The sequence below is a fragment of the Bacteroides sp. AM32-11AC genome (assembly GCF_003603515.1).
Taxonomy (GTDB): Bacteria; Bacteroidota; Bacteroidia; order Bacteroidales; family Bacteroidaceae; genus Bacteroides; species Bacteroides uniformis.
This window is the reverse complement of sequence record NZ_QTNH01000011.1, coordinates 59,552-74,104: the sequence shown is the minus strand read 5'-3', so window position 1 is coordinate 74,104 and position 14,553 is coordinate 59,552. Positions and strand designations below refer to the sequence as shown.

Below are 14,553 nucleotides of genomic sequence, written 5' to 3'. Positions count from 1 at the left end.
TGATAGTTTACCATTTCTTTTCCTCTCCCCAGAGTTGCTGCATCCGTTCCTTATGCTTTTGCTCGGCAGGGTTGAGTTGTGGTTCCCAGATGCGGCGGTCTTTCAGTTCGTCGGGCAGGAATTGCTGCTTGACGAAGTTGCCGGGGTAGTCGTGGGCGTACTTATACTTCTCGCCGTAGCCCAACTGCTTCATCAGCTTGGTGGGCGCATTGCGTAGGTGCAGGGGGACGGGGAGGTTGCCCGTTTCGCGTACCAGTTCCAGGGCATTGTTGATGGCCATATAGGCTGAATTGCTCTTAGGACTGGTGGCGAGGTATATGGTGGCTTCTGCCAGGGGGATACGTCCTTCGGGCCATCCCACTTTCATCAGCGTGTCGAAGCAGGCGTTGGCAAGCAGCAGCGCGTTGGGGTTGGCCAGTCCGATGTCTTCGGAGGCAGAGATGACGAGGCGGCGGGCTATGAAGGCAGGGTCTTCACCGCCTTCTACCATGCGTGCCAGCCAGTAGATGGCGCCATCCGGGTCGCTGCCGCGAATGGATTTGATGAAAGCGGAGATGATGTCGTAGTGCATCTCGCCGTCCTTGTCGTAAGCAAGAGGGTTCTGTTGAAGGCGTTCGGTCACCATGTCATCCGTGATGAGGACGGGGTCTGCGGCTTCGGAGTCTACCACCAGTTCGAGGATGTTGAGCAGCTTGCGGGCATCCCCTCCGCTGAAGCGGAGCATGGCGGTGGTTTCTTTCAGTTCTATTTTCCGTTCCTTCAGCACGGTGTCCGTGGTGATGGCGCGTTGCAGCAGTTCCAGCAGGTCGTCCTTCTCCAGTGACTTCAGGGTATAGAGCTGGCAGCGGGATAGTAGCGGGCGGATGACCTCGAACGAAGGGTTCTCCGTGGTGGCGCCTATCAGCGTCACGGTGCCTTGCTCCACGGCTCCCAGCAGTGAGTCTTGCTGCGATTTGCTGAAGCGGTGTATCTCGTCAATGAAGAGGATGGGACTGGCTTGCGAGAAGAAACGGTTGCTCTTGGCGCGCTCTATCACGTCGCGCACGTCCTTCACGCCGCTGGTCACGGCACTGAGCGTATAGAAAGGAGTTTCCAGCTTGTTGGCGATAATCTGCGCCAAGGTTGTCTTTCCCACTCCCGGAGGACCCCATAGGATAAACGAAGAGATACGTCCTGCATCAATCATCTTACGCAGCACTGCACCCGGTCCCACTAAATGTTTCTGACCGATATATTCATCTAATGTTCTTGGTCTAAGCCGTTCTGCTAATGGTTGCATAGTATGTAACTCTTAAAAAATCATTAATATCATGAAGCGTATACCGCCCTTCTTCACTCCCGGTATATCCGTATAGGTCAGTCGGCGTACATATTCTATGTGGAGCAGCTTGAAGATATTGTAGATACCTACACTGGCTTCCACATAGGGAGTCTTGCCCATGACGTGGCTGGTGGGTACACCGTCGCGCATGGGGAAGAGGAACAAGTCGGGATTGTTGCTCTTGTATGGGTTGTTCTTGTCCGTCAGCGTGCCCCACAGACCACGGATGCGGAACATCTCGCGCCACTTCAGCTTCTTGATGAGCGGGATGCGGTTGAAGAGTTTTCCGTTCATGTCGTAGCTTAGGTTGAGGGAGGCGTAACGGTCGTTCAGGAACTCCATGTTGTTGATGAGGTTGAAGGACTCGTTGTTCTGCGTGATGTACGAGAGGTTTGCCATCGGTAGGTTCAGCAGGGGGAAGGGAACGGTGTTCCATTGCGCACCGGCACGTGCCGTTACGTCCAGCTTGCCCCACGAGCCGAGCCAGAAGCGCTTCCGGATGCTGGCTTCCGTCAGGTTGAAGTTGTACTCTCCACCCAGCACGCCCTTGAATCCGGCGGTGTGGGAGAGGGTGAAGGTGGGCGCATCCAACGATACGGGCACGCGGCGCTGTTTGGTGTTGACGAAGGTTTCGCCGGGAGCGTAACGCAGGGTCACACCCAGCTCGGTAGTGGTGATGTCGTGCACCAGCGTATTCTTTTCATCCCACTGTCCGGGTGTTTCTCCGTTGTTCTTCCAGTATTGCAGTTGCCCCGCAGGCTGGTCGTTGCGGTGGCGTGCCATGGCCTGTACGGAGAAGCCGGTATTGGTTTCCAGCTCGTAGGTCAGCGTGGCATCGCGCATGTAGGACATCTGGTCTACCGTGGTCCATTTCCAGCCGACAAATAAGTTGTCCTTGTCCGTGGCGAGGTACTTGTCCATGGGAGACATCACGTCGTAGGTGTACTTGAAGGCGATGTAGTGCTTCGGGAACTCCCACAATACGTATTCGCGTTTGTTGAAGGAGTAGGCCACCTGCCCGGAGTAGAACCATTTCTTGTCCTTGGTTCCGTAGGCGCCGTAACCGCTCAGGCTCCAATGCGGGTCGAGGTTACCGGTTGTCATACCGCTCAGACGGAAACGGGTGCCGTTGACGTAGTTGCTGGTTATCATTGTATTGATAGGACCGAAGTCGAACTTACTGGGATGTTTCTTGCTGCCCGTTTCCACGAAGTTCTCAATCAAGGCTTTCGCTCCGAAGATGACGTACTTGAAGCCGGGAATCTGTTCGATACGGTTCATGAATACGTCCATCGTGCTCTCCTTCTTGGTGAGAGGCACTTGGCGCACTTTCGCCCAATACTCGTCGCTCTTGGCAAGCATGTTCGCCTCCTTGATGACATTTCCTTTCAGGCGGAAGAGGCGGGGTTCTATCTCTGTGAACTGATAGTCGCTGTACTTGGTGGTCCGCTGTACTTCCAGGCCTTGGATGCCTTTCACAAAGTGCAGTTCCACGGTCATGTCGTCATCGGTCAGCACCCAGTTTCCGTCGGGCAGTTGTTCGAACTGCTGCACGATGTCGAGGTTTTCCACGAAGTTGACACCCGTCTTCTTGGGTAGGTTCATGGTACATTTCTTCACGGCATAGGTGGAGTCCTTCACCACGTAGAGGTGCCCCGTGAAACCGAAGTCCTGCGGGTTCTGCGGAACGAAAGTCAGATGCACGCACTCCTGCTTGTCCACCATGAGTGTGTCCATCAGATAGTACTTGTAGAAGCTGATGGCTCCGCGACCGATGGGGCTGACGAAGCGGCGTTGCAGCAGCCGGATGTCGTCGTCGTAGATGTTGATGTCGGAGAATACGTCCGTAAGGATGGTCCCCAGCATGTCTCCGGTGTTGAAGAACTCTTCGATACCAGTGGAGTTCATGCCTTCGATGATGGTCTTTTCGCTCTTGGGGCTTTTACGGAAAATGGTCTTGCTCGCCGTCTCCTTGATGGAGATGGGTAGAATCATCTTGTTGGTCTTGGGCGATACCTCCACCTGGTCTTTGAAGAAGGAGAATTTCTTGTAAATACCTTTCTCCATTTTGTCGGGGGTGACATCGTTGAGCGACATCTTCATCTTTTCATATTTCTGATACTGATAGTAGTCGTTCTCTTCCAGTTTCAGGGCCTTCTTGTTCTCGATGACCTTCTTCATAAACTCCACGGCGGGGTTGTTCTTGCGGGAATATTTCTCCTTCTTGGGCTTCACGACGACCTCGGAGAGCATGATGTCGTCCGGTTGCAACTTGACGTTCAGCACCCGGGTACCGGGATTCAGTTTCACTTTCTTGGTGATATAACCTACAGCGGAGAATGTCAGCTCATCCCAGCCTTTGTGGGTTTCAACCTGGTATTCACCGTTTGCGTTGGAGATGCCGCCTACACCTTTCCCTTCATACTGTACGGTGATATACATCAGCGGTTCGTTCGTGAGGGAGTCTGTGATGACACCCTTTATCTGGGCGGATGCGCTGATGGAGACGAACAGTGACAGCAGGAAAAGGGCGTAAATTGTATATCTTTGCTTCATAAGTTACAGATAATTCGGGCGCAAAGTTAACAAATTAAGGTTAATCAAGAAGCAAATATAGACTAAAGAAACGGGAGATATGGTTAAATGAACGTGAAAGTCGTATGTCTTGTTTGCCGGATACAGATAAAAAACGTACAGAATCCTTATAGAAAAGTTGCCGGATATAAAGGATAAAGTTGCACAACGTATGGAGAAAGTTCTATCCCAAGCCTTGGGATAGAAAGACCCAAGCTTGGGATAAGCGTCCGTAGGTTTGGGATAGACGTTTGCAAGCTTGGGATAGAATTTATGGAGGATTATGAATTGTTGCCGTTCAGTAGTGTCTGTACGATGCGTTCCGCCGTTCGTCCGTCCCAGCGGTCGGGCAGGGTGGTGTGCTTCCATTCTCCGTGCAGCAGCTTGTCGAGCGAGGCGGAGAGAGCGAAGGAATTTTCGCCTACCAGCTCGTTGGTACCGATGCGCCAGGTTTCGGGATGCTCGGCATAGGTATTGAGGGTGATGCAGGGGACGTCGAGGAAGGTAGCTTCTTCGGCGATGTTTCCCGAGTCGGTGACGATGCCCCGTGCCTGGTTGATGAGGAATCCGAAGTGCAGGTAACTCTGCGGAGGCAGGATGTGCAGGTTGGGAGCATTCACTTCCAGCGACTTCACCGCCTTTTGCACGTAGGGGTGTAGCGGGGCGACGATAGGCATGCCGCCGGCCTTCTCGATGACGGTCTGGAGCAGGGAGTGCAGTACGGCTTTCTTCTCCAGCAGGTCGCGGCGGTTGAGGGTGAGCAGCAGGTAGTTCCCTTTCCGCAGGCCGAGGCTGGAGAACCACATGGGCTGCACCAGGCGGTGGCGGTTGAAACGGATGGTGTCAATCAGTATGTTGCCCACGTAGTGGATATATTCGGGTATCATGCCCTCCTGGTTGAGGTTGCGGTTGGCCACCATGCCGGCGGTGAAGAGATAGTCGGAAATGGCGTCCACGATGGTGCGGTTCACCTCGCGGGGCATGTTCATGTCGAAAGAGCGTGTGCCGGCTATGACGTGCGCCACCTTCAGTCCGCGCTTCTTGGCGACGATGGAGCAGCTCATAGTGGCGGTCATGTCATCTACCACCAGTACGACTTGTGCCGGATGCCCGTCCAACTCCCGCTCGAAGGCGAGCATGATGGAGGCTGCCACCTGCGAATGGTTGTGTCCGGTGACACCGAGGTAGGCATCCGGTTTCCTCATGGAAAGGTCGGAGAAGAGCGAGGCATCCAGGCTGGTGTCATCCTGCGGACCGGTGTAGACGATGCGGTAGGAGATGTTCTTTCCTGCCTCTCTGGCGGCGTCGATGGCGCGGCAGATGGGGGCTATTTTCATGAAGTTGGGGCGTGCGCCCGATACGATTGTTATTCTCATTGTCGTAGTTGGTGAAAAATGATACGACAAAAATACGTTTTCTTAGGGAAATTATTTGTTACTTTGCCTATTATTTTCAGAGTGTCTGTTGAAAATACACACTTATTCAATGTTTAATTTATAATTTATAATTTTTAATTCTCAAAGTGATAATGCCAACATTTGTTCAGATACTCGATTTCATTGGCACATTTGCCTTTGCCATCAGTGGCATACGCCTGGCCTCGGCCAAGCGGTTCGACTGGTTTGGAGCGTATGTGGTGGGTTTTGTGACGGCCATTGGTGGCGGTACGATACGCGACCTGTTGCTGGACGTCACCCCGGGCTGGATGACGGATCCCATTTACTTGATTTGTACCGGACTGGCCTTGTTGTGGGTCATCCTCTTCGGTAAACATCTCATCCATCTGCACAATACGTTCTTCATATTCGACAGTATCGGCCTGGCACTGTTCACGGTGGTCGGCGTGGGCAAGAGCATCGCGCTGGGCTATCCCTTCTGGGTGGCCATCATTATGGGCAGCATCACCGGGGCTGCGGGAGGTGTGATACGTGACGTATTCATTAACGAAATTCCGCTGATATTCCGGAAGGAGATTTATGCGATGGCTTGTGTGGTGGGAGGAACCTTCTACTGGATGTGCCATCTTCTGGGGATGGAGTCTTTCGTGTGTCAGATTGTGGGCGGTGTGACGGTGTTCGTTACCCGCATACTGGCGGTGAAGTATAGGATTTGCCTGCCTATCCTTTCGGGCAATGAAGAGGAGCAGGAAGGGTAGTCCGTTATCTGCTGTCTGAGAATCTCAGGGATTTTCCGGTGAAATTCCGGGCAATGTGCAAAAGAACTTCAGGTGTTAAAAATAAGATTCCCCGGCATTTGGAACCGAAATGTCGGGGAATCTTTCATATTCCTCGTTCCCCTGATAAGGGGGAAGGAGGATGGGATTGCTAAAGGGATAAAACAAGGTTAGAACAATGCATCCTTCGTGTTGAAAAGTTTGCGTTCGTTCAGTTTCACTACCTTGCCGAATTTTTCCAGTCGCTTCAGGTCAATGTTCTTTGGGTTGCCCATGATGGAAATGCAGTAAGGTTTGTCTTTGATGTTCTCTTCGTAGAATTTCACGATGTCGTCAAAGGTCAGTGCATCTACTTTCGGCAGGTTTTCCTTTGCTGGGTCGTCTGTGTAGCCTCTGTAGCCCAAGTCTACCAGTTCCATGGCTTTGTTGCGGAAGCTGGGGTGACTGGTCAGCATGGCTTGGCGGAGGTAGCTCTTGATGTTGTCGATACGTTCCGGATTTTTCGGCATGTCGTTGACGAGACCCATCAGTACGTCCAATGCATCGTTTGCCTTGTCGTTCTGGGTACCGATGTAGCCGCGCAGATAGCTTGCTTTTCCGGCTATGCCTTGCGTGCCGACGAATGCGTAGGCTGTATAGGCCATGGAGCGTTTTTCGCGGATTTCGTTCAGAACGATGCCGGTGAAGTCAAGACCGAAGTATTGGTTGAATGCGCTACGCAGCACGTCGTCCTTTTTGTCAGCCTTCTGCATCGGGATGTAGAGGTGGATTTGGGCTTGTTCTGCATCGTTGTTAGGCAGGAAGTAGACGGTGTTTTCGGTCACCGGCATCATGTCCTTTGCCTGTGGGGAGTTGGACGGGCGTTCGTTGGCCACCAATGGGAGGTTCTTGCTCAGGATATCGTATACTTGGTCGAAGGGGAGTGTTCCGGTGAAGAACACCTTTGCCTCGTAGTTGGAGGCGCGGTTGATGTCGCCCGTCAGTTCTGAAATCTGTAATTCGTAAATCTCCTTGTCGGTCAGTTCCTTGATGTAGTCTGATTTCTCTCCGTAGAGCATGTACTGCCGCAGTGCTTCGTTCAGGATGCTGACGTTGTCTTTGCGCTGCTGGCGCATACCCATTGCCGAACCTTTCAGACGTGCCAGTTGCTTTTCGTCCAGTTTTGGCATCAAAATCTGGCGTGAAAGTAGCTGGCAGGCTTGCGGCAGGGTGGCTTCGTAGCCCTCCATGATGATGTAGAGGTTGTCATCATCGGCTGTCACGTGGCAGGTTGCGTTCAGCTTGCTGAGTTCTTCTTTCAACTCTTGCGGTTCGTAGGCCCCCATGATGCCTGCGTTGTTCATCAACTGGGCGGCATAGCCAAGTTTTGGGAATTCGCGTTCACCGGCTCCGTATTGTACAACCAACTGGAATACGTTATTCTCCTTGTTGGGTGTGTAGTACATCTTTGAACGGTCGTTCAGTTGCTTGATTTGCACTTCGCCGTAGTCTGCGAATTTCTCCTCCATCTGTCCGATGGGCAGGTTTTTGAATTGTGTTGCATAGAGCGATTCTTTTCCTATCGGAGGTTCTACGGGTTTGTAACCCGGCTTCTCAATCTTGGCGTTCTTGTCAGGCTTTCCTTTTTCGATATATAGGGCCAGGTAATTGTCTGACAGATATTTCTTGGCTACTCGCTTGATGTCGTCAGTGGTGATGGCCATAATCTTGTCCTTGTAATTGAGTATGTCGCCCAAGTCCTGCTCGTTGTAGAAGGCGTTCATCAGTATCATGGCCTTGTCCTCGTTCGACTCCATTTCCAGGTCGAACTGGCGGCATTTCTCGGCTTTGATGGCATCAATTTTCCAGTCCTCGAATTCTCCGTTGGCGATTTGCTGGATGGCTTTCAAGGCTTTCTTTTCGGCGCTCTTGGTCGACTCGAAACGGCGCTGGTTTTCGTCGTAGAGGGGAATGGCCGCTACGATGGCGCGTCCTTGTTCGCGGAAAGTACGGGTGTAGGCTCCGGCGCTGGTCAGTTCACCGTCCAGTACCAGCTTGTCCATAGTTCCGGTCTGACTGTTGTTGTTCAGCAGTGCCAGGGCGATGTCCAGAGCGTCTTCGTCGGGATGTCCGGCAGGTACTCCATTGAATACCATTGCCACTTGCGGGTAGAATCCTACTTTAGCCGAATACTGTTTGCGGCCCTTTATTTCGAGGTTCTGGTAGACCTTGCGCTCGGGTGAGGGTTTAGCAGCCAGACGTCCAAAGGCGGCATTGATGCGTCCGCTGATTTGTTGGGCTTTGATGTTTCCTACGAGTACCAGTACCATGTTTTCGGGGACATACCATTGTTCGTAAAATTCAATCAGCTTGCTCAGGCGGGGATTCTTCAGATGTTCGGGCAGGCCGATGATGGAACGGGAGTAAGGATGTCCCTCAAAAGCTTTCTCCATCACGAACTGGTTCTGTGCACGTCCCTGGTCATCTTGTGAACGGTTATATTCTTCGTACACGTTTTCCAGCTCCGACTGGAAGGAACGGAATACGGGATGCAGGAAACGTTGTGAGGAGATTTCCAGCCATTTGTTTATCTGATAGGCAGGGAAGGAGCTGTGATAGAAGGTCCAGTCATAGTAGGTGCCTGCATTCACCCCTTTGGCACCCATGCTTTCCATCAGGTTGGAGTATTCGTTGGGAAGTCCCAATTTTCCAGCTTTGACGGTCAGCTCATTGATTTCCTTGCTGATGGCTTCTTTTTTTGCCGGGTCGGCTTCTTCGGCCATCTGGTCGTACTTGGCGATGATTTCCTTGTAGATCGGTTCTTCTTCCGTCCAGTTCAGCGCGCCTATCTTGTCTGTTCCTTTAAACATGACGTGCTCCAGGTAGTGTGCAAGTCCCGTGTACTCTTCGGGGTCGTTGATGGAACCGGCACGTACGCCTACCAGTCCGAACACGTCCGATTTGGATTCATCTTCCCATATATATACGGAAAGACCGTTCTTCAGCTTGAACGCCTTCAGTCCTTGTCCGAAGGAGGGCAGGGAAATGATGAGGGCAGCCAGCAGAAGAAGTGACTTAAATTGAAATGATTTCATAAAATAAAGTGTTTTTATGTAATAAAAGTGTTTTCCTATATGTAGGCAAAGCTATAAAAAAATCACGTAACATTTACGAAATCTTCGGAAAAATGATGGTTTTCAGTATATAATATCACCCGTAAACTATCAGAGAGGGGGTGTAAACTGTCAAATGATAGTTTTCACCCCTAATAAAAACCGTATTCCGTCCCCCGGGGCTTCAAATCTTCCTTATACTTGCAATCGTAAAACCTAAACCATTATTAACTATTTAAAAATTGAGCAAAGTATGAATACTTACAGTTTTAGAAAAGATTTGCTTGCAGTGCAAGAAGAACTGCTTCGCTTTGCATACAAGTTGACAGCCGACCGGGAAGAAGCGAATGATTTGTTGCAAGAGACATCTCTCAAGGCTTTGGATAACGAAGACAAATTTGAACCCGACACCAATTTCAGAGGTTGGATGTATACCATTATGCGCAACATCTTTATCAATAATTACCGGAAAATAGTTCGCGAACAGACTTTTGTGGACCAGACGGACAATCAGTATCACCTCAGCATGCCCCAGGACTCTGGTTTTGCCAGTACCGAGGGTGCCTACGACCTGAAAGAAATGCATCGCATCGTCAATGCCCTTCCACGCGACTATAAAGTCCCTTTCTCCATGCATGTGTCCGGTTTCAAGTACCGCGAGATTGCCGAACGCCTCGGCCTTCCGCTCGGAACGGTGAAAAGCCGCATCTTCTTTACGCGCCAGAAGTTGCAGGATGAATTGAAAGATTTCATCTGATAATAATTTGATAGTAGCAATATGATATATAACATATTGCTTCTGATGAATTTTTAAGGGTTATTCTTGACTATATGTCAGAATAATCCTTTATATTTGTATATGTTAAGTTAACCGAAGGAAAATCTCTTATTATTGACTATGATGAAAAAGGAAATTAAATTCAGTCTTGTTTACCGGGACATGTGGCAGTCGTCCGGTAAGTATCAACCCCGGGTAGACCAGTTGGTACGTATTGCTCCGTTGATAGTTGAAATGGGTTGTTTTGCACGCGTTGAAACAAACGGAGGAGCTTTTGAGCAGGTAAACCTTCTGTATGGTGAAAATCCCAACAAGGCTGTACGCGCCTTTACCGCACCTTTTAGGGAAGCAGGCATACAGACGCATATGCTCGACCGCGGGCTAAATGCACTGCGCATGTATCCCGTTCCGGCAGATGTGCGCCGGCTGATGTACAAGGTGAAGCATGCCCAGGGTGTGGACATTACCCGTATCTTCTGCGGATTGAACGAGACGCGGAATATAATTCCTTCTATCAAATATGCTCTGGAAGCGGGCATGATACCGCAGGCTACGCTCTGCATCACGTATTCTCCCGTCCATACGGTGGAATACTATGCCAGTATTGCCGACCGGTTGATTGAAGCCGGGGCACCTGAAATCTGCTTGAAGGATATGGCGGGCATCGGACGTCCGGGTATGCTGGGACAGCTTGTCAGAACCATTAAGGAGAAGCACCCCGATGTGCTGATACAATACCACGGGCATAGCGGTCCCGGACTTTCCATGGCTTCCATTCTCGAAGTCTGTGAGAACGGTGCCGACATCATCGATGTGGCGATGGAACCCATGTCGTGGGGCAAGGTTCATCCGGACATCATCTCCGTGCAGGCCATGCTGAAAGACCTGGGTTTCCAAGTGCCCGACATAAACATGAAAGCCTACATGAAAGCCCGTGCCATGACGCAGGAGTTCATTGACGAGTTCTTGGGTTATTTCATGGACCCCACCAATAAACATATGTCCTCACTCTTGCTGAAGTGCGGTTTGCCGGGTGGCATGATGGGCTCCATGATGGCCGACTTGAAGGGAGTGCATTCCGGCATCAACATGATACTGCGCGGTAAGAACGAGCCGGAACTCAGTCTGGACGACCTGCTCGTCATGCTGTTCGACGAAGTGGAATATGTATGGCCCAAGCTGGGTTATCCTCCTTTGGTGACTCCTTTCAGCCAGTATGTGAAGAATGTGGCTTTGATGAACCTCATGCAGCAGGTAAAGGGAGAGGAGCGTTGGACGATGATAGACAACCATACGTGGGACATGATTCTGGGCAAGAGTGGACGCCTCCCCGGTACTTTAGCGCCCGAGATAGTGGAACTGGCTAAGTCCAAAGGCTTTGAGTTCGTGGATACGGACCCGCAGCTGAACTACCCGGATGCTCTGGATACATACCGGAAAGAGATGGACGAAAACGGTTGGGAATATGGCGATGATGACGAGGAACTCTTCGAGCTTGCCATGCACGACCGACAGTATCGCGACTATAAATCCGGCGTTGCCAAGAAACGTTTTGAGGATGACCTGCAGCGTGCCAAGGATGCGGCAATGGCCAAAAACGGATACTCGGAAGAAGAAATCAAGAAGCTGAAGCGTGCCAAGGCAGACCCGATAATCGCGCCTTCCAAGGGGCAAGTGCTTTGGGAGGTTTCCGTCGAAGGTCCTTCTTCTGCTCCTTTCATCGGACGCAAGTACCAGCATGATGAGGTGTTCTGCTACATCTCTACGCCGTGGGGCGAATACGAGAAGATATGGACCGGATTTACCGGACGTGTGGTGGAAGTCTGTGCCAAGCAAGGGGATGTGGTCAATAAAGGGGATGTGATTGCTTATATCCAGCGAAGTGATATTTTTGCATAAAGTGGAGGATGACTGTTTTTCAGTCATCCTTTATCATCCAGCCATTTCTTGATGGTTTCCTTCAGCACTTCTTGAGTGAAGGGTTTGGTAAGGAAGTCGTTGCAACCTGCTTCCAGGGCAGCTTGCTTGTCGTGCTCGTAGGCATAGGCTGTAAGGGCGATGATGGGGACGTCCGGTACCAGTTCACGGATGATGCGAGTGGCGTCGATTCCGCCAAGGTTGGGCATTTTCATGTCCATCAAGATGAGGTCGGGGTGGACTTCCTCGAACATCGTTACGGCTTCCATGCCGTCTTTGGCATGTTTCAGCCGATAGAGTCGGCCTAAAATGGCGTTAATTAGGATGAAGTTGCTTTCTGTATCTTCGGCAATCAGGATGGTCTTGGAAGGAGGGGTAGGGAGTGCTCCGACCTCTTCATTCTTCGGGGAATCTCCGGGGGCTGCATTTTTGCCCCTCTGCTCTGTGGAGTGTGTCTCTGCTGTCGTTTCCTGGTTGTCCTCTTCTTTCTTTTCCGCCTCTGTTTTGCTGGTGGATTCCAGCGGGAGAACAAAAGTAAATGTGGTGCCTTTACCCACCTCTGAAGTGACGGATATGTTGCCACCCAGACGTTCGATGATGGTTTTGCAGATAGAAAGTCCCAATCCGGTGCCCTGGGCAAAGTTGTTCACCTTGACGAAACGTTCGAATACCCGGTCCACCTTGTCCGGTGCAATGCCCATACCCGTATCGGTGACGTGGAATGCTACATACTTGCCTTCCCGGCGATACCCGTAACTGATGTGCCCGGTGGTGGTGAACTTGAAGGCATTGCCTATCAGATTGGAAATGACCTGGAAAATCCGGTTCTTGTCTCCGTCAATCACGATATTCTCGTCAGAGGGTTCGTATATCAGTTCCACTCCTTCGGGACAGCGGAAAATATGTGCGTCATGTATCTCCTTGCAGAGTGGATGGAGGCGTACGGGCGTGATGGTGAACTCCACGATGCCCGATTCTATTTTTGATAAGTCGAGGATTTCGTTAATGAGCTGGAGCAGGCGTTCGTTGTTCGATTCCACTATTTCGTAATAGCCTAGCCGTTCTTCCTCGTCGGTACTTTCGGCAATAATTCGTGAGAAGCCTACAATGGCATTGAGCGGTGTGCGTATCTCGTGGCTCATGTTGGCGAGAAAGGCAGATTTGAGCCGGTCGGAGGTCTCGGCTTTCTCCTTGGCTACGAGCAGTTCCCGTTTCATCTGTTCCATTTCCGTGATGTCCCATTCGATGTTCAGCAGGATGGGGGAGAAGTCGTTGCTTTCAATCTTCATCTTCCGTTTGTCCAGATAGATGGGATTTCCGTTTCCGTCGCGTTCTTCCGCAATCCAGTGCATCTCTTTGCCGGTTCTGGCTATTTCGATGTCTTGCGCCCTCTTTTCCTGAGCAGTCTCCAGAGGATAAAAATCGAAGTCGTCCTTTCCCAATGCCTCTTGTATGGGGATTTCGCGGTTATACGATTCGCGGTTGCGGTAGAGGTACTTGAAGTTGTTGTTGATGTCCTTCACAACAATGCCTGCCGGGAGGTTTTCGATGATTTTGTCCAAAATCTGGTTGAACTGTTTGATTTGCTGCTCATGCCGGATGCGTGTCGATACGTCTCTTCCGAATGTCCAGATGGTTCCTTCCCCTTTGTCGCTTGTCACCCAATAAGCGTTTCCTTCAATGGCGAGTACTTCCGGACGCTTGGGCAGCGGATGGTAGACGATGTATCCGTGGTTCGTCTCTCCACGTTTGACACGGTTGGCAAACTCTTTCCAGGATGTTTCATCCCTGCCGTATGAGGGCAGGTCGTATATCTTCATCCGGGTGATGTCTTGGCCATTACCGATGCCATGCCGTTCCTTGAAGCAACGGTTGCAGAATATCAGCGTGCCGTCTTCGTGTGCCGAATAAATGTCCTCGGTGGAGTTGTTGATGGCATGTGTCAGCAGATTGATGTCGTTGCGCCGTTTCTGTATGTCGGTAATGTTCTGTATGTATCCTTCTATAGTGACATTCCCGTCTTTCTGCCGTTCGCGGGCAAACGCCTTGAGGCGGATATAGAAAATGTTTCCTTGGAGGAAGATGCGGTAGTCCACGCTGTTTTCCATCTTGCCTTTCAGATTCTCTTTCATCCAGCCGGTAAAGCTTTTCCGGTCTTCAGGAAGGATGAGTTCCAGATAATTGTCCATATTGATGTGCTGCACCTCTTCCGAACACATGATGCCCGTATGGCCTGCATAACAGAATATGCGGGTCTGGGTATCGTATTGCCAGTTTCCGATGAGGGCGGCCTTTTGTATTTCGTTGAGCTCGTGGTTTTTCTTTTCGAGTTCCAGTTTGCGCTGGCTGCGTTCTGTGATGTCGCGGTACTGGCAGAGGACCATGCCGTCGTACGGGTACATGATGCATTTAAAGTAATAGGTAGTGTGACCCAGTGTCATTTCGTAATTATGGACTGAACGTACCTTTTGCGTCAGTACCTTCTTGAACTCCGGATATACTTGGTAGTAAGTGGACGGCGGTATCAGTTGGAACAGATTCTTGCCCAGCAGCTTTTCTTCCTTCATGAACCAAAGGTTTACATTGTACACTGCGATGTCCATGCAAATGCCGTCCCGGTTCAGAAGGAGCATGGTATCTGACGTCAGCTTCAACAGTCTCTCGGCGTTTTCAGCTTGTTTCAAAATGTTTTTCATTC

Annotated in this window: 8 protein-coding genes; 3 read left to right on the top strand and 5 right to left on the bottom strand. The window is 50.9% G+C overall.

Going from position 1 to position 14,553, the window contains the following annotated elements; all coding sequences use genetic code 11:
* Positions 1-7: 7 nt before the first annotated feature.
* The 3 genes from DW800_RS13090 to DW800_RS13080 form a co-directional block, all read right to left on the bottom strand.
* Positions 8-1,279 (bottom strand): replication-associated recombination protein A, encoded by a 1,272-nt coding sequence (locus DW800_RS13090; RefSeq protein WP_009036942.1) that lies wholly within the window; start codon positions 1,277-1,279, stop codon positions 8-10.
* Positions 1,280-1,291: 12 nt separating this feature from the next.
* On the bottom strand, positions 1,292-3,877 hold the full coding sequence (locus DW800_RS13085; RefSeq protein WP_044467291.1) for a DUF5686 and carboxypeptidase-like regulatory domain-containing protein: 2,586 nt from the start codon (positions 3,875-3,877) through the stop codon (positions 1,292-1,294).
* Positions 3,878-4,176: 299 nt separating this feature from the next.
* Entirely contained in the window at positions 4,177-5,271 is a 1,095-nt protein-coding gene (locus DW800_RS13080; RefSeq protein ID WP_022401058.1) for a UDP-N-acetyl glucosamine 2-epimerase, read from the bottom strand.
* 152 nt (positions 5,272-5,423) lie between these two features.
* Between DW800_RS13080 and DW800_RS13075 the strand changes: the two genes are divergently transcribed.
* Positions 5,424-6,050 carry a trimeric intracellular cation channel family protein gene (locus DW800_RS13075; RefSeq protein ID WP_005836440.1) on the top strand — a complete coding sequence of 209 codons (627 nt, stop codon included), beginning with the start codon at positions 5,424-5,426 and terminating at the stop codon, positions 6,048-6,050.
* Between the two features lie 188 nt (positions 6,051-6,238).
* On the opposite strand, the gene DW800_RS13070 is transcribed toward DW800_RS13075, so the two are convergent.
* Positions 6,239-9,142, bottom strand: a complete 2,904-nt coding sequence (locus DW800_RS13070) for a M16 family metallopeptidase (RefSeq protein WP_119958125.1) — start codon at positions 9,140-9,142, stop codon at positions 6,239-6,241.
* Positions 9,143-9,413: 271 nt separating this feature from the next.
* Between DW800_RS13070 and DW800_RS13065 the strand changes: the two genes are divergently transcribed.
* Positions 9,414-9,917 (top strand): RNA polymerase sigma factor, encoded by a 504-nt coding sequence (locus DW800_RS13065; protein WP_005828302.1) that lies wholly within the window; start codon positions 9,414-9,416, stop codon positions 9,915-9,917.
* A 144-nt stretch (positions 9,918-10,061) separates the two neighbouring features.
* Entirely contained in the window at positions 10,062-11,837 is a 1,776-nt protein-coding gene (locus DW800_RS13060) for a biotin/lipoyl-binding protein (RefSeq protein WP_025835515.1), read from the top strand.
* 23 nt (positions 11,838-11,860) lie between these two features.
* On the opposite strand, the gene DW800_RS13055 is transcribed toward DW800_RS13060, so the two are convergent.
* Positions 11,861-14,551, bottom strand: coding sequence for an ATP-binding protein (locus DW800_RS13055; RefSeq protein ID WP_117703958.1), 2,691 nt, complete (start codon positions 14,549-14,551; stop codon positions 11,861-11,863).
* Positions 14,552-14,553: the final 2 nt, after the last annotated feature.

What these genes read in the sequence shown, in the direction of transcription:
- DW800_RS13090 (WP_009036942.1), bottom strand. Translation starts at nt 1,279, where the DNA reads ATGCAACCATTAGCAGAACGGCTTAGACCAAGAACATTAGATGAATAT.
- DW800_RS13085 (WP_044467291.1), bottom strand. Translation starts at nt 3,877, where the DNA reads ATGAAGCAAAGATATACAATTTACGCCCTTTTCCTGCTGTCACTGTTC.
- DW800_RS13065 (WP_005828302.1), top strand. Translation starts at nt 9,414, where the DNA reads ATGAATACTTACAGTTTTAGAAAAGATTTGCTTGCAGTGCAAGAAGAA.
- DW800_RS13080 (WP_022401058.1), bottom strand. Translation starts at nt 5,271, where the DNA reads ATGAGAATAACAATCGTATCGGGCGCACGCCCCAACTTCATGAAAATA.
- DW800_RS13055 (WP_117703958.1), bottom strand. Translation starts at nt 14,551, where the DNA reads ATGAAAAACATTTTGAAACAAGCTGAAAACGCCGAGAGACTGTTGAAG.
- DW800_RS13070 (WP_119958125.1), bottom strand. Translation starts at nt 9,142, where the DNA reads ATGAAATCATTTCAATTTAAGTCACTTCTTCTGCTGGCTGCCCTCATC.
- DW800_RS13060 (WP_025835515.1), top strand. Translation starts at nt 10,062, where the DNA reads ATGAAAAAGGAAATTAAATTCAGTCTTGTTTACCGGGACATGTGGCAG.
- DW800_RS13075 (WP_005836440.1), top strand. Translation starts at nt 5,424, where the DNA reads ATGCCAACATTTGTTCAGATACTCGATTTCATTGGCACATTTGCCTTT.